Source organism: Cupriavidus sp., from assembly GCF_057315035.1.
This window is the reverse complement of record NZ_DBHKYV010000054.1, coordinates 19,947-38,267: the sequence shown is the minus strand read 5'-3', so window position 1 is coordinate 38,267 and position 18,321 is coordinate 19,947. Positions and strand designations below refer to the sequence as shown.

At 59.6% G+C, this 18,321-nt stretch carries 17 protein-coding genes; 13 read left to right on the top strand and 4 right to left on the bottom strand.

The window, feature by feature from the left end; genetic code table 11:
- Positions 1-105: 105 nt before the first annotated feature.
- Complete coding sequence (locus tag ACO550_RS36145) at positions 106-1,098, bottom strand: tripartite tricarboxylate transporter substrate-binding protein (RefSeq protein WP_315597320.1); 993 nt, start codon at positions 1,096-1,098, stop codon at positions 106-108.
- A 135-nt stretch (positions 1,099-1,233) separates the two neighbouring features.
- Between ACO550_RS36145 and ACO550_RS36140 the strand changes: the two genes are divergently transcribed.
- The gene (locus ACO550_RS36140) at positions 1,234-2,469 is read left to right on the top strand and encodes a CaiB/BaiF CoA-transferase family protein (RefSeq protein ID WP_315597319.1); all 1,236 of its coding nucleotides are present in this window, start codon (positions 1,234-1,236) and stop codon (positions 2,467-2,469) included.
- A gap of 89 nt (positions 2,470-2,558) precedes the next feature.
- Positions 2,559-3,560 (top strand): nitronate monooxygenase, encoded by a 1,002-nt coding sequence (locus ACO550_RS36135; protein ID WP_315597332.1) that lies wholly within the window; start codon positions 2,559-2,561, stop codon positions 3,558-3,560.
- A 98-nt stretch (positions 3,561-3,658) separates the two neighbouring features.
- Here the strand turns inward: ACO550_RS36135 and ACO550_RS36130 are convergent, their stop codons facing one another.
- Positions 3,659-4,660 (bottom strand): tripartite tricarboxylate transporter substrate-binding protein, encoded by a 1,002-nt coding sequence (locus tag ACO550_RS36130; RefSeq protein WP_315597318.1) that lies wholly within the window; start codon positions 4,658-4,660, stop codon positions 3,659-3,661.
- Positions 4,661-4,803: 143 nt separating this feature from the next.
- On the opposite strand from ACO550_RS36130, the gene ACO550_RS36125 reads away from it, so the two are divergent.
- From ACO550_RS36125 to ACO550_RS36110, 4 genes are all read left to right on the top strand, one after another.
- Positions 4,804-5,727: a zinc-binding dehydrogenase gene (locus ACO550_RS36125; protein ID WP_315597317.1), complete on the top strand. Its 924-nt coding sequence runs from the start codon at positions 4,804-4,806 to the stop codon at positions 5,725-5,727.
- Positions 5,728-5,802: 75 nt separating this feature from the next.
- Entirely contained in the window at positions 5,803-6,501 is a 699-nt protein-coding gene (locus ACO550_RS36120) for an SDR family oxidoreductase (protein WP_315597316.1), read from the top strand.
- A gap of 154 nt (positions 6,502-6,655) precedes the next feature.
- Positions 6,656-7,939 (top strand): acyl-CoA dehydrogenase family protein, encoded by a 1,284-nt coding sequence (locus ACO550_RS36115; protein ID WP_315597315.1) that lies wholly within the window; start codon positions 6,656-6,658, stop codon positions 7,937-7,939.
- Entirely contained in the window at positions 7,936-8,997 is a 1,062-nt protein-coding gene (locus ACO550_RS36110; protein WP_315597314.1) for a phosphotransferase family protein, read from the top strand. The genes ACO550_RS36115 and ACO550_RS36110 overlap by 4 nt, the downstream gene beginning before the upstream one ends.
- A 141-nt stretch (positions 8,998-9,138) precedes the next feature.
- Here ACO550_RS36110 and ACO550_RS36105 read toward each other — a convergent pair whose 3' ends face one another.
- Positions 9,139-10,311 (bottom strand): 4-hydroxybenzoate 3-monooxygenase, encoded by a 1,173-nt coding sequence (locus tag ACO550_RS36105; RefSeq protein ID WP_315597313.1) that lies wholly within the window; start codon positions 10,309-10,311, stop codon positions 9,139-9,141.
- A 265-nt stretch (positions 10,312-10,576) separates the two neighbouring features.
- Between ACO550_RS36105 and ACO550_RS36100 the strand changes: the two genes are divergently transcribed.
- The 4 genes from ACO550_RS36100 (at position 10,577) to ACO550_RS36085 (ending at position 14,703) form a co-directional block, all read left to right on the top strand.
- Positions 10,577-11,542 (top strand): tripartite tricarboxylate transporter substrate-binding protein, encoded by a 966-nt coding sequence (locus ACO550_RS36100; protein WP_315597312.1) that lies wholly within the window; start codon positions 10,577-10,579, stop codon positions 11,540-11,542.
- 14 nt (positions 11,543-11,556) lie between these two features.
- Complete coding sequence (locus tag ACO550_RS36095; RefSeq protein ID WP_315597311.1) at positions 11,557-13,260, top strand: FAD-dependent oxidoreductase; 1,704 nt, start codon at positions 11,557-11,559, stop codon at positions 13,258-13,260.
- Complete coding sequence (locus tag ACO550_RS36090) at positions 13,257-13,598, top strand: NIPSNAP family protein (RefSeq protein ID WP_315597310.1); 342 nt, start codon at positions 13,257-13,259, stop codon at positions 13,596-13,598. Before ACO550_RS36095 ends, ACO550_RS36090 begins: the two co-directional genes overlap by 4 nt.
- A gap of 94 nt (positions 13,599-13,692) precedes the next feature.
- Positions 13,693-14,703, top strand: a complete 1,011-nt coding sequence (locus ACO550_RS36085; protein ID WP_315597309.1) for a tripartite tricarboxylate transporter substrate binding protein — start codon at positions 13,693-13,695, stop codon at positions 14,701-14,703.
- A 75-nt stretch (positions 14,704-14,778) separates the two neighbouring features.
- Here the strand turns inward: ACO550_RS36085 and ACO550_RS36080 are convergent, their stop codons facing one another.
- On the bottom strand, positions 14,779-15,702 hold the full coding sequence (locus tag ACO550_RS36080) for a zinc-binding dehydrogenase (protein WP_315597308.1): 924 nt from the start codon (positions 15,700-15,702) through the stop codon (positions 14,779-14,781).
- A 214-nt stretch (positions 15,703-15,916) separates the two neighbouring features.
- On the opposite strand from ACO550_RS36080, the gene ACO550_RS36075 reads away from it, so the two are divergent.
- The 3 genes from ACO550_RS36075 to ACO550_RS36065 are packed head-to-tail and all read left to right on the top strand — an operon-like array spanning position 15,917 to position 18,316.
- Positions 15,917-17,092, top strand: a complete 1,176-nt coding sequence (locus ACO550_RS36075) for a thiolase domain-containing protein (protein ID WP_315597307.1) — start codon at positions 15,917-15,919, stop codon at positions 17,090-17,092.
- Between the two features lie 3 nt (positions 17,093-17,095).
- The gene (locus tag ACO550_RS36070; RefSeq protein ID WP_315597306.1) at positions 17,096-17,503 is read left to right on the top strand and encodes a Zn-ribbon domain-containing OB-fold protein; all 408 of its coding nucleotides are present in this window, start codon (positions 17,096-17,098) and stop codon (positions 17,501-17,503) included.
- A gap of 12 nt (positions 17,504-17,515) precedes the next feature.
- On the top strand, positions 17,516-18,316 hold the full coding sequence (locus ACO550_RS36065) for an enoyl-CoA hydratase-related protein (RefSeq protein WP_315597305.1): 801 nt from the start codon (positions 17,516-17,518) through the stop codon (positions 18,314-18,316).
- The last annotated feature ends 5 nt before the right edge of the window (positions 18,317-18,321 follow it).

Below are 18,321 nucleotides of genomic sequence, written 5' to 3'. Positions count from 1 at the left end.
AGCGCGCCGCCCCATAGTTTTCTGCAGAAAACGAATTGGCGACCGCGCCGAATGTCTGAATGGGTGCTCATGGCAAGAAGCGCAAACGCAGTAAGCTGGCAAGCGCTACTCATCCAGCTTGATCTTGGCCTGGCTAATCGCCCTGCCCCAGCCGTCGTAAGAGGCCCGCATCACCAGCGAGAATTTTTCCCGATCTGCGGCGCCGCCTGCTTCAAAGCCGTAGCCTTCGACCTGTGTCCGTACGTCCTGACGCGCCCGAATCCGATTCAATTCAGCCGCCAGTCTCTCAACTATTGCCACTGGCGTTCCTGCCCTTACGAACATGCCGATGAATCCTTCGACGTCGAGCCCCGGAATGCCCAATTCGGAGAAGGTTGGGACCGCAGGCATCGACGCAACGCGATGCTTCATGCTCGCGACCCCAAGGACCTTCAGCTTGCCTTGACCCACATATTGATTGACGAGATTGCCTGAGAGCCAGCCGGAGGAGAGGCGACCGCTCAACAGGTCCGGCATCAAAGGTACCTCTCCTCGATACGCCACGTGGTTCAGGGTAATGCCCGTCGCCTGCGCGAGCAATTCGCTGTAGAAGTGCGCCCCACTCCCTTGACCATGCGAGCCAATGCTCAAGGGCGGTTGCGATTGACGCGCGCGCTCGATGAACTCCTTCAGGTTGCTGACCTGCAATGCCCCAGGCACACAAAGATAGGTCGCAGGAGCCGCCACTTGCGTCAGCGGCATGAACTCCCGAAACGGGTCGTAGCGCAGTTTCGGATATAGAAGCGGCACGCGCACCAGTTCGGTACTTGTCATGAGCACGGCGTACCCATCCGCAGGTGCCGACTGAATGGCAGCGATTCCAATTGTCTGGTTCGCCCCAGGCCGGTTCTCAACCACCACTGATTGCTTGAGTGCGTTCCTCAAATGCTCTGCATAGATGCGCGCTACGGCATCAATCGAACTCCCCGCACTGGAGGGAACTACGATCTTCAACGGCTTGTTCGGCCAGGCTTCATTCTGCGCGGCAGCAATTCGGCTAAGTCCAATAGTTGGTGCAAGCGCGAACGCAGCAAGCGCGCGACGGCGAGACAAGGGCATCGTAGGTTCCTGTGGAAAACGCTAAGTTGGTAGCAGAACTAAAACTTCGTTGCTAAGATAGTATGGTTGAACCATAGAACAAATCATGAAAAACCCTTTGATGCTGTGTCAGGGGGATTGAAAAGGAGACAAGCTATGAGCGTGTTCGACGGGCTGCGGGTTCTCGACGTGGCGAGCTACGTTGCGGGACCAGCCGCAGCAACTATTCTTGGAGATTTCGGAGCGGAGGTCATCAAGGTTGAGCCACCGGGACAAGGCGACGGATATCGTAAGACTTCCGCGTTACCAAACCTGCCGAAGAGCGAGCACAACTACGCTTGGGATGTGGTTTCGAGAAACAAGCTGGGGTTGGCGCTAGACCTAAGCAAACCAGCAGGCAAGATAGTGTTGGAGCGGCTTGTACGGAACGCGGACGTGCTTATCACCAACTACCCCGTCGCCGTCCGCGCAAAGCTTGGGCTGGACGCTCAGGCGCTGTTGAAGGTCAATCCACGCCTGATCTTCGCTTCGGTTTCCGGATATGGCGAAACCGGCCCGGAAGCACATCGACTGGGATTCGATGCAACCGCCTACTTTGCGCGATCCGGCCTCACAGATATCACCCGCTCCCATGAAAACGCCGCGCCCAACGCACCTGCGATGGCACAAGGGGACCACCCCACTGCGACTACGCTTTTTGGCGCCATTGTCACGGCCTTGTACCAGCGTGAGCGGACTGGCGAGGGCAGCATCGTCAGTACCTCACTACTGGCCAACGGCATCTGGTCGAACGCTGCGATGGTGCAGGCTGTACTGGCAGGCGCCGAAATTCGCTATCGATTCCCCCGAGATGCGCCACGCAGCGCGCTTTCCAATTTCTACCGGTGTGCAGACGATCGGTGGCTTTCGATCGCCATGGTGTCGGAAGAGAAACTTTGGCCGTTGATGATTGGCCTGATGGAACTTCCGGAGCTCGGCGCTGACCCGCGTTATTCCACTACCGCAGCGAGGCGAGAAAACTCGCGGACACTTACCGCGACGTTCGATGAGGTTTTCGTGCGCCATAGCGCCGCGGAGTGGCAACGACGGTTCGAGGCCGGCGGATTCACAGTTTCAGTAGTCGCACGCATGGCTGACCTCGCAAACGATGAGCAGGCGGTGCATGCAGGCGCCCTTGTGCCGGCAGAAGGAATGGGCGGGACTGACAGAACCGTCGACAGCCCGTTCCGCATTGTCGGCGTAGAAAAGGTGCAGCCGTCGGGGGCGCATGGCGTTGGCCAGCACAGCCGAAACGTACTTCGCAAGAACGGATACACCGACGACGAAATCGACGCCCTGGTCGCTCAAGGGATAGTAGAACAGCAGCAATCACCAACTCCCCAAATGAGTTGACCTTGCTCCGGCTACTCACAATCGATGCTGCACCAATCGGTCAGCCCCGAGAACATCAAGGCATTATCGCCAATCCTGAAGACTCATACATGTCCCTCCTTACCCTACTCCAGAACAGGTTGTCGCTTCCGGCAGTCTGCTCCCCAATGTTCATCATTTCCAACCCTGACCTTGTGATTGCCCAGTGCAAGGCCGGCGTGGTCGGTTCCTTTCCTGCGCTCAATGCTCGGCCCGCGCCGCAGTTGGGTGAATGGCTAGACCGAATCACCACGGAGCTGGCCGAGCATGACGCAAAGCATCCAGACCGCCCGGCGGCGCCGTTTGCAGTCAACCAGATCGTGCATAAGTCCAATGATCGCCTGGAGCACGACCTGGAGCAATGCGTGCGCTACAAGGTGCCAATCGTCATCACCTCGCTAGGCGCGCGAACCGAAATCAACGACGCGGTGCACTCCTATGGCGGCATTGTGTTGCACGACGTGATTAACAACAGTTTTGCCCGCAAGGCTGTCGAAAAGGGCGCTGACGGGCTGGTTGCAGTTGCAGCCGGCGCCGGCGGCCACGCCGGAACGCAGTCGCCTTTCGCACTACTGCATGAAATCCGCGAATGGTTCGATGGGCCGCTACTGTTGTCAGGCGCCATTGCAAGCGGAGACGCAATTCTGGCAGCACAAGCCGCGGGCGCCGACCTTGCCTATATCGGCTCGGCATTCATCGCCACCAACGAAGCAAACGCTCAGGAAGCCTACAAGCAGATGATTCTTGAGAGCGGCGCGGAGGACATTGTGTACTCCAACCTCTTCACTGGCGTGCATGGCAACTACCTACGCGGAAGCATCGAGCGTGCCGGACTAGATCCACTGGCTCTGGCGCAGTCTGATCCATCAAAGATGAACTTCAACTCAGGCGGCAACGTAAAAGCGTGGAAAGACGTCTGGGGCGCGGGCCAAGGCGTGGGTGCCATAAAGCGCGTCGTACCGGTTGCGGAATTGGTGCGCCGCTTTACCGAGGAGTACGCATTGGCTCACCGCCGCCTGGACTTGATCGGCACGGCAGGGGCATCTGTCATGCGCACGGCCGACATCGCCTGACCCTGGGTCCTACTGTTCTGGGCTGTGGCACCGCCGCCGGAGGCGCCGCAGCCCGGGCGCGGGCGACGGTAAGCCTCATTCAGGATTGCGGTACCGCACTACTCCATGCGGATATGGAAGTCCCTGACGGTGCGCTCCCAGCGCGGCAGATCCCGCGCTATTGTCTTGCCAAAATCAGCGGGCCCCGCCGCCACCAACTGAAACGCCCAGTCGCTCTCCACTCGCTTTGCGAACTGAGGTGTACGCATGACCTCCTGGACGGCTGTGGCGAAACGATCGACGATGGCCTGCGGCGTGCCAGCAGGTGCCACGATTCCGACGTACCCCGCAAGGGACGGTCCGGGGATGCCCACCTCGGCAAATGTTGGGACGTCCGGAACAAGGGAGTGCCGCTGTGGACCACAAACGGCCAGAGGCCGAATGCGGCCGGAAGTAACTTGAGCCCGATAGTTGGCCACGGTCACGAAGGCGGTGTCAATCGTCCCGCTCATAACGTCCATCATCGCAGGAGCCTCGCCTTTGTATGGCACCCGCGTGAGCTGCACCTTCGACGTGTCCTGAATCATCGCTGCGTAGATATCGACGCTCGACGCAGGGCCCCACGTACCAACACTGAGCTTTCCCGGTTGAGCACGGTACGCATTCAGGACTTCGCGTACGTCCTTGCCCGGCAACGCCGTTCGGCCAATCCAGAGCGCTGGCGTGTTGATCATATGCGCTACCGGCACGAAGCTGTTCAAAGGATCGTAGTTCGGCTTGGGATGAGCCACCGCGTTAATTGCTAGCGCTGTAGTGGTGATCAGCAGCGTATATCCATCGGCGGGCGCGCGCGCAACCTGCTGCGTCGCCAGCAGCGTAGCCGCACCGGGCCGATTCTCTACCACCACTGGCTGTCCGAGCTTCACACCGACTGCTTCCGCGACCTGTCGCGACATGGCATCGACGGTCCCTCCAGGAGGGAATGGGACCACCAGCGTAATCGGCTTACGAGGGTACGCCGTGCTTTGCGCCAGGGTGCGCAATGGCAGCACGGCAGAAAGCGCCCCGCCAGCAAGGCTAGCAAGCACGCGGCGGCGTACAACGTCTGAAGCTTGGTTCATGCGTTCCTCTCCGAAGGGTAAACCCCAGAGGGCGTCCCCCTGAGTTATCGGCAAGAATACATAGGTTCAACCATTTAATCTTTGGAAGAAACCCTATGCGAGCGCTGCGAGTTCACTCTTACGACTCTGACAACGAGATAGTCGTGGACGACATTCCGATACCCCAGCCCGAAGGCGGAGAGATTCGTGTGCGGGTGCAGGTCTGCGGCATCTCCTACGTGGATCTACTGCTCGCAAAGGGTCACTATCAACTTCGTCCTCCGCTGCCCTTCATTGCAGGAATTGAATTCAGTGGCGTGGTGGATGCCATCGGGCCTGACACGCAAACCTCGCTGAAGCCAGGCGACCCAGTGTGTGGCGTGCGTCAGGGCGCGTGGGCCGATTTCATCTGCGTACCAGCAAACAGGGTTCACGCTTTACGCGAGGGCGTGAACGCAGCAGAAGCCGCTGTCACCACTTCTGCATACAGCACCGCCCTCTACGCACTGAGAGAAAGAGGCTCGCTACGTGCGGGAGAAACCCTGTTGGTACTTGGCGCATCTGGCGGCGTAGGTCACGCGACGGTCCAGCTTGGACGTTGGATGGGAGCGCGAGTCGTGGCAGGAGCATCGACGCAAGTCAAGCGAGATGCAGCCTTGGCGGCAGGCGCACACGAGGCCATCGACACCTCTACCGATTGGAAAGAGGTATTGAAGAAATCGGTTGCTCCGCATGGGGTAGATGTGTGCTTCGATCCAGTAGGCGGTGCGGCAACAGAGACCGCCTTCCGCACGCTGGGCTGGGAGGGGCGGCACCTCATGATTGGCTTCGCCAGTGGCGAAATCCCTTCAATCAGAACAAATCTCCCTATCGTAAAGGGCGCATCGCTGGTCGGAGTAGACGTTCGCCAATTTGGCGAGAAGCGGCCGGAGAAGGCCGTCGCACTCCAGCGGGAATGCGTTGCATTGCTAAACGAAGGTGCGATCCGCCCAAGCATTCGAGCGTCGCTCCCTATCGAACGATTCGCTGACGCGGTCGAAATGGCATCGCAGCGCAGCGCGTGCGGCCGTGTCGTGTTTACTTTCTGACTGGAGAATCCGGTGTCACACTCCTACGCTTACGTTCAGCCAGGCCTGCTGCAATTCGATGGAAAACACGTTCTGGTGGTCGGCGGAACCAGCGGCATTGGCAATGGCATCGCGCATGCATTTCGCACAGCCGGTGCCGACGTGCATGTCTGGGGATCGCGTGCACGCGCCGAAGACTATCGCCCTGAGGACGGGTCGGATCTGGAGGGCCTGCACTTCTCCAATGTCGACGTGTCCGACGCAAATGCCATAGCACGCTGGCGAGCGCCCTTCGATCGACTCGACGTGCTTGTTCTTTCGCAGGGCATTGTCGAATACGGCCGAGCCGAATTCGTAGACGAAACATTCCGACGAGTAGTCGAGGTGAACCTCAATAGCGTCATGAATTGCTGCATGCACTTTCGGGAAGCATTAGCCGCCACTGCCGGCTGCGTCGTCGTGGTCAGTTCAATCTCCGGCTACAAGGCGTCCGTTGGCAATCCTGCTTACGCTGCATCCAAGGCCGGCGCCATCTCGCTGACTCGCACGCTTGGCGCCGCCTGGGCGCCGGATGGGATTCGCGTAAATGGCATTGCGCCCGGTTTGGTGGATACCAAGCTCACCAAGGTGACAACACAGAATCCGCAACGCCTCCAGTCCACACTGCAGCGTATCCCCAGTGGCCGGATGGGCACGCCGCAGGATATAGCCGGCGTCGCCCTGTTCCTGGCTTCCCCACTTGCCAGTTATATCAACGGCCACACCATCCCCGTGGATGGCGGCTTGCATGCATGACGGGCCACTAGCGTCGCACTTGCATTCTCGTCGCATATCGCACGGACAACCATGAAGCAATTCTCAAACCCGGCTGCTGCGTGATCTGCCGGAGTGCTCCGGCACACCCGAAAGGCTTTGCGAAGCCGCCTCTAAACCGAAAGAAAGGACCACCATGGCTTGGGACTTCGAAACAGATTCTGACTACCAACAACTGCTCGACTGGGCAGACACATTTGTACGCGAGGAAGTCGAACCGCTGGAACATGTGCTAACGAGCCCGTATGCGGTGCAGGATCCAATGCGTAACCGCCTGATGAAGCCCCTGCAGCAAAAGGTCAAGGATCAGGGTCTTTGGGCTTGCCATCTAGGCCCAGAATTGGGTGGACCTGGATTCGGCCAGGTCAAGCTGGCACTTCTGAATGAGATTCTTGGCCGCTCTTCATATGCACCGACAGTGTTTGGATGCCAGGCGCCTGACTCGGGTAACGCCGAGATCCTGGCCCACTATGGCACGCCGGAGCAAAAGCGCCAGTTTCTTGAACCTTTATTGAGCAATGACATCGTCTCCTGCTTCGCGATGACGGAGCCGCACGGTGGCTCGGACCCGACGCTAATTCGCACGACGGCTGAACGAGATGGCGACGAGTGGGTGCTCAACGGCCAGAAGTGGTTCGCCTCCACCTCCAACTACGCTGCGTTCTTCATCACGATAGCGGTCACCGATCCCGATGCTCCCCCCCACAGTCGCTTGTCAGCGTTCATCGTGCCGGCGGAGACCCCGGGTCTCGAACACGTTCGAGACGTGCATCTCGCCGGCCGGAGACCAGAAGGCCACGCGCACGGGTACATCGCCTTCAATAACCTGCGGATTCCTGCAGACTGCATGCTGGGCAATCGCGGCGAAGCCTTCAAGGTTGCCCAGACGCGGCTGGGTGGTGGACGAATCCACCACGCCATGCGCACCATCGGCGAGGCTCGCAAAGCGCTAGACATGATTTGCGAACGAGCAGTATCGCGATCGTCCCGCCGTGGCACTTTGGCTGACAAGCAATTGGTGCAAGCCATGGTGGCCGACTCATGGATCCAGCTTGAACAGTTCCGGCTGCTGGTACTTCGCACGGCTTGGCTCATCGATAAGCACAATGACTACAAGCTGGTTCGCAAGGATATCTCCGCTGTAAAGGCGGCCATGCCAAAGGTCCTGCACGACATCGTGTCGCGCGCAATTCAAGTGCACGGGTCACTCGGCGTCAGCAACGAAATGCCCTTCTTTGACCAACTCGTCGCGTCATATGTGATGGGTCTGGCGGACGGACCTACGGAAGTTCATCAAATTACGCTCGCCAAGGAGTTGCTGGCTGCCGTGACGCCGGCCGACGAGATATTCCCGAGCCAGCATCTTCCGACTCTGCGTGACAAGGCACGCGAGCGATATCACGAGGCGCTCCAGTCATGACCCTTCTCTCCGAAAGCAACGAACTTGCGGCGCTGCTCGACCTCGGGCGGTTACGTGACTGGATGGACAGCTGCGGCATCGGCCGCGGCGACCTGGAGCAACCTCAACTGCTTACCGGAGGAACCCAGAATATCCTGTTGCGCTTCGAGCGGGATGGCCAGGCTTACGTGTTGCGCCGTCCGCCTCAGCATCCTCGACCGGACAGCGACATTGCAATGATGCGGGAAGCCAGGGTGCTCGGCGCGCTGGCGGGGACCGCGGTACCGCATCCGGAACTGATTGGGGTATGCGATGACCCCGAGATACTTGGCACAACGTTCTTCGTTATGCGTGCCATCGACGGCTTCAATGCCGGAACCAGCGGATTGCCACCGTTGCATTCTTCACACCGCGACATCAGGCATCGCATGGGCTTGGCAATGGTCGAGGCGATAGCGGCACTCGGGAACCTCGATCCCAATGCGCTTGGATTGCAGGACTTTGGACGACCGAGCGGCTTCCTGCAGCGTCAAGTGGATCGCTGGCGGCGGCAACTCGACAGCTATGAGAAGCATCGGGGCTGGCCAGGCATGGCATGCCTGCCAGCAGTGGAGCCAATCGCTCAATGGCTACGTGCGCAGCAGCCCGCGGAGACTGTGCCGGGCATTCTGCACGGCGACTTTCACCTGTCCAATGTGATGTTCCGACGGGACAGCGGCGAAGTGGCGGCGGTGGTGGACTGGGAGATGTCCACCATTGGCGACCCGCTACTCGACCTGGGCTGGCTACTCGCTACCTGGCCAAGACCCGATGGCTCGAACCACATAACAAACAATATTGCTCCGTGGGGTGGTTTTGCAGTCGAAGCCGAACTTGTCGAACGCTACAGCCAGAAGAGCAACCGTAAGCTGGATGCCTTACGGTGGTACGCCGTGCTCGCTTGCTACAAGCTCGCAATCGTGTTGGAAGGCACGCATGCCCGTGCCTGCGCCGGGCTAGCTCCGGTCGCCACGGGCGAGAAGCTTCACAAAGCGGCCTGCGGGTTGCTGCTGCGTGCCACCGACTGGATCGAGCGATGAAGAGCGCGTTTGCCCTGCCTATCCAGTAGTTCCTGTCGCCGGCGGGGCTGCATGACGCCCCCAAGGCGCATCCTCCTGCTCCCAATTGGGCATTGATAGCGAGAAAACCGGCGCCATGATCCGTCCCCGGCGCCGGCATGGCTAGTGACCGACCATCCCTACGTAGTTCTCAGCCAGGGCTGTAGCGCCTGCCCGTGACGACGTCACGTATCGAAGTTCAGATACCTGCAGTTGCTGATCGAACGGGCTCGCATCCTCGAACCGATGGAGCATGCTGGTCATCCACCAGGAGAAATGCTCTGCTCGCCAAATGCGCTGAAGGGCAGTTGCCGAGTATCCATTCAGTTTGTTTTCCGTGCCGTCCTTGTAGAAGGCATCAAGCCCCTCAGCCAGGATCTTGACGTCGTTTACAGCCAGGTTCATCCCCTTGGCCCCTGTCGGGGGAACGATATGGGCGGAGTCGCCAGCGAGGAACAGTCGACCATGCTGCATGACGTTGGAGACGAAGCTGCGCATGCCCACGATGTTCTTCTGGAAGATGCGGCCTTCCGTTACGCGCCAACCGTCTGCCTGGTCGAGGCGGGCATGCAGCTCTGCCCAGATGCGATCATCAGACCAGTTCTCAACGGAGTCCTTGGGGTCGCACTGAAAATACATGCGCTGAACCGTCGGTGAGCGTGTGCTGATAAGTGCAAAGCCGCGGTCATGGCGCGCATAGATGAGCTCATCACTCGAAGGCGGCGCTTCCACCAGAATCCCAAACCATCCGAACGGATAGAGCCGCTGGTGGTCCTTGCGCACCGATTCCGGGATTGCGTTACGGCTGGGGCCTTGGGAGCCGTCGCAGCCAACAATGAAATCGCAGTGAATCTCGCAGGTGTCGCCGTCTTTCTCATAGCGGATCGAAGGCTTCGTCGACTCGATGTCGTGCAGGACCGTGTTCGAGACGCCAAACACCAGCTTGCCACCCGCCGCAACCCGAGCAGCAACCAGATCCTTGATGACCTCGTGTTGTGCGTACACCGTAATGGCGTGCCCGGTCAGATCGGTCAGATCGATACGGTGGCGCTCGCCTTCGAATGCAAGCTCGAAGCCGTGGTGAAGCGCGCCCTCCGCCACCATCCGACTACCGAGGCCCACTTCCTGTAGCAAGTCCATCGTTCCCTGTTCGAGAACCCCCGCTCGGATGGTCGATTCGATCTCCTCGCGGGTCCTCGTCTCGATCACGACCGAGTCGATGCCTTTGAGGTGCAAGAGGTGCGACAGCAGCAGGCCAGCCGGGCCTGCACCAATGATTCCAACCTGAGTTCGCAAGATCGTCTCCATCCCAGCGATTAATGCATTAAACGGCACATTGACGTGGGAGGCGATTGGGGTAGCCGCCCACACTTCACGAAGTAATCAGCGTAGCAGTCGTCCCGAAAACATGTCAATGGTACAACCAATCAAAAGCAACGCAGGCCAAGACTTGACGGGGGTCAGGGCATTCCCCGACCTCAGTTCGCCTTGACAGGGACGCAAGGTAGCTCGCTATAATCAATGGACCAACCATTGAATTATTAGAAAGATGGAGACAAGAATGCGATACCTGAAGTTGCCCCTGATGGCGGCATGTGCGTTCCTCGCGGGCCATGCCATCGCACAGGATCCCTACCCCTCCCGCCCGATTACCATCGTGGTGCCCTACCCGGCAGGGGGTACCAGCGACATTCAGGTCCGCAAGATCCAGGAACCACTGTCGAAGCTTTTGGGACAGCCTGTTGTGGTTGACAACAAGGCTGGCGCATCTGGCGGCATCGCGGCCATGGCGGTCGCCCGCGCCAAACCCGACGGCTACACGTTCCTGTATGCAAACAATGGGCTGTTGATCGCGCCCCTGCTCTACAAGAAGTCCGGCTACAACCCACTGAAGGACTTCACACCAGTAGGGACAGTCACGTCGGTACCGCTGGTACTTGTCGCCAACAAATCGGTCCCGGCAAAGAACCTCGAGGAATTTCTTCAGTACGCCCGCAAGCAACCCAACGGGGTCCGCTATGCATCCGCCGGCACGGTTTCATATGGTCACCTCGCGACTGTCCGGTTTGGGCAAATGGCGGGGATCAAGGTTGACCACATTCCATACAAAGGCGAAGCCGGCACGACCTTCGCGGCAAAGGCCGGCGAAGTGGACATGCTCCTGACCACTCCGTCGCCGACCATGCTTTCGCAAGTGGGCCCTGGCGGCCTCACGATGCTCGGGGTGGGCACTGAGAAGCCGTCACCGGTTGTCCCAGGCGTGCCGACCATCGGTCAATCTGTACCCGGGTTTACCGCAGAAGCCTGGTTCGGCTTGCTGGCTCCCGCAGGAACACCTGACGCCGTCGTTCAGAAGATCAACGGCGCCATTGCCACGGTAATGGCCGACAAGGGCGTTCAGGATTGGCTGATCAAATCCGGGGCGCTGGCACAACCGTCCACGTCTGCGGCCTTCGCTGCGATCCTGAAGAAGGAAACGGCGCAATGGCAGGACATCATCACCAAGTACAACATCCAGGCTGAATAGTCTTTCACCACGCTATGTCTGAACAACTCGCATACGACCTGGTCGTCATTGGTTCCGGCGCCGCCGGTCTGTCATGCGCCATCACGGCGCGCAAGAACGGCTTGAATGTCGTCGTACTGGAGAAAGAACCTGTCTTCGGCGGTACCACCGCCCTGTCGGGTGGCGTCTTGTGGGTACCGCTCACCCATCATGGTGTGAAGCAGAACCCCCAGGATTCGGTTGAAGCCGTTCAGAAGTTCCTGCGCAGCGAAACCGGGGACTTCTACGACGAGGAAGTTGCGAGAGCGTTTATTGAGGCAGGCCCGGAGATGGTCAGCTTCTTCGAGCGCGAAACGGACATGAAGTTCGTGCCTACGCTGTACCCGGATTACCATCCGATTGCGCCCGGGGGCGTCGACGTTGGACGATCGATCCTTGCCGCGCCGTTTGACATCCGCGGACTTGGCAAGGATATGCCAAGGCTCAAGCCGCCATTGAAGACCATCACCTTCATGGGGATGATGTTCAACTCGTCCAATGCCGATCTCAAGCACTTCTTCCGCGCCACGAAATCCGTCCGATCGTTCCTGTACGTGGCACGCCGACTCGCAAACCATGTCAAGGAAATTGCTCTCTATCGGCGCGCCGTACAGGTGACAAGTGGCAACGCGCTCGCCGCACGCCTTGCCAAGTCCGCGTTGGACCTGAATATTCCAATCCTGACAAACGCCCCAGCGACACGTCTTATCATCGACGGAGACGTCGTCAAAGGCGTCGTAGCGACTACGGCGGACGGTGTGAAGTCGTTCATGGCGCGTCATGGCGTGGTGCTCGCTTGCGGGGGGTTTCCGCATGACCTCAAGCGCATTGGAGCCGCTTATCCGCATCTGCGACGCGGCCATGAACACCTTTCGCCGACGCCGAAGAGCAACACGGGAGACGGCGTAGCGCTGGCGGAATCCGCCGGAGGCCACGCAGACATTCGATATACGTCACCGGCAGCCTGGATGCCCGTGACCAAGGTCGACTTCGGCAATGGGGAAATCGGTGTGTTTCCCCATCTACTGGACCGCTACAAACCGGGCGTAATTGGCGTCCTCGGCAATGGCGCACGCTTTACCAATGAGTCGAACTCTTACCACGACGTTGGCTCGGCAATGATTCAAGCCTGCGCAGGTCTGAAAGAGACCGCCATGTGGCTAATCTGTGACCGCGAGACGCTCGGAAAATATGGGCTTGGGTATGTGAAGCCTGCGCCGATGCCGATCGGACGCTTCATCCGGAACGGTTACCTTTACCGCGGCCGGACGCTCGAAGAACTCGCACATGCCACAGGCATTGACGCCGCGGGATTGGCCGAGACCGTCCGCGAATACAACAAGTCGGCTCAAGCCGGTAACGATCCGGCGTTCGGGCGGGGAACCACATCATTCAACCGCTTTCTGGGTGATCCGGACCATAAGCCCAACCCCTGTGTGGCGCCAGTCAGGAAAGGCCCCTTCTACGCGATCAAGCTCGTCATGGGCGACCTCGGGACCTTCGACGGTCTCTCGACAAGCGTGACGGGAGAGGTCCTCAAGAAGGATGGAACGCGCATCGAAGGGCTCTATGCAGTTGGCAATGATCGCGCCAGCATGATGGGCGGAAACTATCCTGGAGCAGGCATTACGCACGGCCCCAACATGACCTTCGCGTATCTCACTGCGAAGCACATCGCCAAACAGGCGGGCGCCGCATGATGTCAACCGAACGACCGCTCGTAGACCATCGGGTCTACACCATCGCGCTACGGAGAATGCCGGAGTTCATTGAAGTCTTCAATCGACTCGCCATGCCCGTCCTGATGGAAACGCTCGGACATCCCTTGGGTTTCTACACCAGCATGGTTGGCCCTCAGAATCAGTTCGTTCATCTGTGGGCCTACGAGGACCTTGCCGACTACGAGCGCCGTTGCCGCGCCAGGGATACGCATCCCCGCTTCGGCGAATATCTTGCGGCGTCCGGGCATCTCATTACCGCCCAAGAGACGCGCCTGATTCGCATCGCTGACCTACCCGCGGTCACATCGGCTCTGTAAGTTCAGAGAAGTCGCCCAGTCTCCGGCCGTTAGCGGTTGATCGGGAACTCGGCGCAAGCATTCCAACGGCCACCAGCACGCTGGTGACCGCATAATGACTACAACGGAGACAAGAATGGCAATTCGCCCTGATATCACACGTAGAAGTCTAAGTATGGCCATTGGCGCCCTCCTGCTTGGCGTCAACACAATCGGTATGGCTCAGACAAGTACGTTTCCTACCCGACCCATCCGGATGGTCGTACCGACAGCGGCTGGGGGAAACCTGGACATACTCGCTCGCATCCTTGCGGAGCATATGAGTAAATCTTGGGGACAGCAGGTCATTGTTGATTCGAAGCCGGGTGCAAACTCGATGCTGGCAACAACCGCGGTATCACGGTCGCCTGCGGACGGATACACCGTCTTGATGACCCTCAGTGGCTTCGTGCAAAACCTGGTGCTGCAGCCGAACCCTCCGTACAAGGCAAGCGATCTGATTCCGGTCTCGCAGGTAGCCTGGTTCCCTGTCGGCATGGCAGTCAGCGCCAAGCTTCCCGCTACCGATGTAGCCGGCCTGGTCAAACTCGCAAAGGCACAGCCCGACAAGCTTAGCTTCGGTAGTTACGGAATGGGTTCCGGCGGCCACATCATTGGCGAAGGACTCAACAACCAGGCGGGCATAAAGATCAAGCATGTTGCCTACAAGGGCGAATCGCCCGCCTTTACCGATCTGGTCGGCGGGAGCATCGAAGTGGCATATGGCTCCGTAGGCTTCTACGCGCATCAACTGAGCGGTGGAAAGATCCGACTTCTTGCAGTGGCAAGCACTCAGCGGCTGAAGACCTTCCCGGATGTCCCGACGCTCGCTGAGGCGGGATATCCGGAAATCAACATCCCCGGATGGGGTGGAGTGTTCCTGCCCGCCGGTACGCCGCAAGGCATCGTGGACAAGTACAGCCAGGAGGTGCGTCGCATCGTCGCATTGCCGGAGGTCCAGAAAAAGATTCTCGATATGGGATTCGAGCCCACCGGCTCTACGAGTGCGCAATTCGCGAACCTGGTCTCGACCGACATCAAGCGCTGGGGCAAGATCGTCAAGGAGAACAACATCAAGCTCGAGTAACGCCGAGGGTGGCAGACCGTGGTAGAGGGACTAGGGGACGACTCAGTCGACCCCTAGTCCCTACCTTGCCCGAAGTCAGTGGTCAAGCCACACCTTGCCAATGCTCCTGCGACCCTCGAGCGCTGCCAGTGCGAGCGGCGCCTCCGCAAATGAATACCCTTGGCCATTGAGGATCTCCAGGTTCCCAGCCGCGTACGCGTTGTAGACTTCCCTGGTAAGCCGGATAGCCAACGCCATATCGCGCTTTCGCACCTCGCCCCAGAGAACGCCATGGGCTGTTGCGTTGTGGAGCAGCAGCCGGTTTGCTGGGAGCTGCGTAAGCGATCCTCCGGAGAATCCAATTACCAGGTACCGCGCACCGAAGGCCAGGCACCTCAAGCTCTGTGCTCCGGTATCACCACCCACTGGGTCAAATACCACGTCGACACCATTGGGAGCCAGTTGCTTCACGGCTGTCACCCAGTCCGCGGCCAGGTAATCGATTGCCTCGTCAGCACCTAGCCTGCGCACGGCTTGAACCTTCTCGGCGCCTCCCGCTGTTGCAATTACCCGAGCACCCATCCATTTCGCGAGCGCTACGGCGGCACTGCCGACGCCACCGGCCGCGGCATGCACCAGTACTGTTTCACCGGCTCTCAGTCGCGCGACCTCGCGTAGCGCGTAGAGCGACGTTGGATAGTTGCTGCGCAGCGCCAGCGCGGATGCATTGGAGATTCCATTGGAAATCTCCACAGCCTCGGACTTCGACACAAGCGCGTATTCAGCGTACCCGCCAAGATGCGATGAACTCGCGACGCGAGTCCCCACGGCAAGCGGGCCACCTGATGCATTGACTATCGTTCCCGCCACCTCTGAACCCGGCGTAAAGGGCAGAGCCGGCTTGACCTGATATCTCCCCTTGACAATCAAGGTGTCCCCGAACGCCAGCCCGGAAGCCGCTACCCTGATCAGATACTGGTTATCAGACGGCACCGGAACCGGAACGTCCCGTTGAATCATCTCTCCGGAGTCTGAGATCGCTTCCACCTGCCAAGCTCGCATTGTCGCGTTATCCATAAGGTCCCATTCGCAGCGGAATTTCTTAAGCGCATACGGGTCTGCCCGCCCTGGTCCGCCGCTCTCCCAGTTCGCCTCTCACCCCACGCGCACTTATATTATTATGGTTGAACCAATGATATGATCAAGCGAAGAGACTGACAACAATGGAGAAACCATGACAATCAAGGGCAAGGCATGCATCGTTGGGGCCTTCGAGCACCCAACACGGAAAGCGGTAGACAAGACAGTTGCGCAGTTACACGCGGAATGCGCAAAAGGCGCGCTGGAGGATGCCGGTCTCACGCTACAAGACGTCGACGGCTACTTCTGCGCGGGCGATGCGCCTGGCCTTGGTGCCAACAGCATGGCTGACTACCTGGGGCTAACGAACCTCAGACACGTGGATACCACCGACACTGGCGGCTCGGCGTACCTGATTCATGTCGCCCACGCAGCCCAGGCGATTGCCGCAGGTAAGTGCAACGTGGCACTGATCACGCTTGCCGGCAGGCCGCGCACGGAAGGAGGCAGCGGAGTCGGTGTTGGAGCCCGGCTCGTCACCGCGACCACGCCGGATGTTCCATGGGAAATGCCGTACGCCCCCGTGACCGTGAACATGTATGCCCTCGCTGCCGCCAGGCATATGCATGAGTTCGGCACCACGTCGGCGCAGCTTGCGTGGATCAAGGTTGCCGCGGCAGCCCACGCGCAGCACAACCCTCATGCGATGCTCCGCGACCCGGTGACGGTCGAGGACGTACTGGCTTCCCCACTGATCGCCGACCCGCTCCACAAGCTGGATTGCTGCGTCGTCAGTGACGGCGGCGGTGCGCTCGTCGTGACGCGTCCAGAGATTGCTCGCCGGCTCAGTCGTCCCGTCGTCAAGATCCTCGGCGCAGGCGAGACGATCAAGGGCCAGCTCGGCGGTAACGTGGATTTGACTTGGTCGGGTGCAGCGGTATCCGGCCCACTTGCGTTCAATGAGGCAGGCGTCAAGCCCTCAGACATCCAGTACGCCTCCATCTATGACAGCTTCACGATTACGGTCCTGATGCAACTCGAGGATCTCGGATTCTGCAAGAAGGGTGAAGGCGGCAAGTTCGTCGCCGACGGCAATCTCATTTCCGGTGTCGGGAAGCTGCCATTCAATACGGATGGAGGTGGCCTCTGCAACAACCACCCAGCCAACCGCGGCGGCATCACCAAGGTTATCGAGGCGGTTCGTCAACTGCGTGGCGAAGCCCACCCCAAGGTACAAGTCCCGAACTGCGGCCTGGCGCTGGCGCAAGGTACCGGTGGTCTACTTGGCTCCCGCCATGGAAGCGCAACTCTCATTCTGGAAAGGGAATAAACCATGAGCACCCCATACATCGCACGCCCGCTATCCGCTCCTGCGACTGACGTCAGCACGGAGAAATACCAATCCTTTGCGCGTGAAGGGTATCTGAGTTCCCGGCGCTGCAAATCCTGCAACAAATTGCACTGGTATCCGCGCCCGCTGTGCCCCTTCTGTCAAGGTGAGACCGAGTGGGAGCGCCTCTCCGGCTTGGGCACGATCTACAGCGCAAGTGTCACGCGCAAGGCAGGACCCATCGCATACGCCATCGCGTACGTCACCCTGGACGAAGGCCCGACGATGCTGACTAACATCGTTGATTGCGACCTCGACTCAATCCACATTGGGCAGCGCGTAAAAGTCTGCTTCAAACAGGCCGAGGGCGAGGACAACATCCAGGTTCCGATGTTTACTCCCGCCGAGTGAGGAGAACCGATCATGGACACTCTTGAGTTCGAAGTCGTCAACAAGGTCGGCTGGATTCGCTTGAATCGCGCGTCCAGGCACAATCCGTTTGACGCAGAGCTTCGCGGGGACCTTATGTCCGTCCTTGACCGCGTCCGCGACGACCCGGAGATTCGCGTGCTGGTACTCACCAGTGAGCCTGGCGCATTCTGCGCAGGGGGAAACTTGCACGTCCTTCGCGAGCACATGGATGCCGGCCCGGCATATTGGCAACAGCGAATTAAAACCGGCCTGCGCTTCATCCATGACATGCTCAATCTTGGGCGACCAGTGATTGCCGCCGTGGATGGACCCGCCTTTGGCGCCGGCTTCGCACTCGCACTCACGGCCGACATCGTCGTCGCCACACCTCGCGCACGATTCTCGATGGCCTACCTGCGCCTTGGCCTCGTGCCTGACCTGGGGGCCTTGTATCTCCTTCCCAGGGCAGTTGGGCTACAGCGCGCCAAGGAACTCATGTTCTCGACGCGTGAGATCGAAGCCGACGAAGCACAACGCATGGGGCTGGTCATGGAAGTGCATGAGAGCGCGGCCCTGGAGCAGCGGGTGCGAGAGATCGCGGAGAGCCTGACGAACGCCGCACCGACGGCGCTGGCCCTCACCAAAGCGGCCCTCAATGCTTCACTCGATGCCGACCAGCAGACGATGTTTAGCCTGGAGGCGGCAAGTCAAGCCGCGGCTTTCTCTGCGCCAGATCCGCGGGTCGCCATCGAAGCCCTCCTTTCCAAGCGCACACCCCCGTACAAAGGAGTGCCACCCGCGGCGCGCTCCTAGATGGC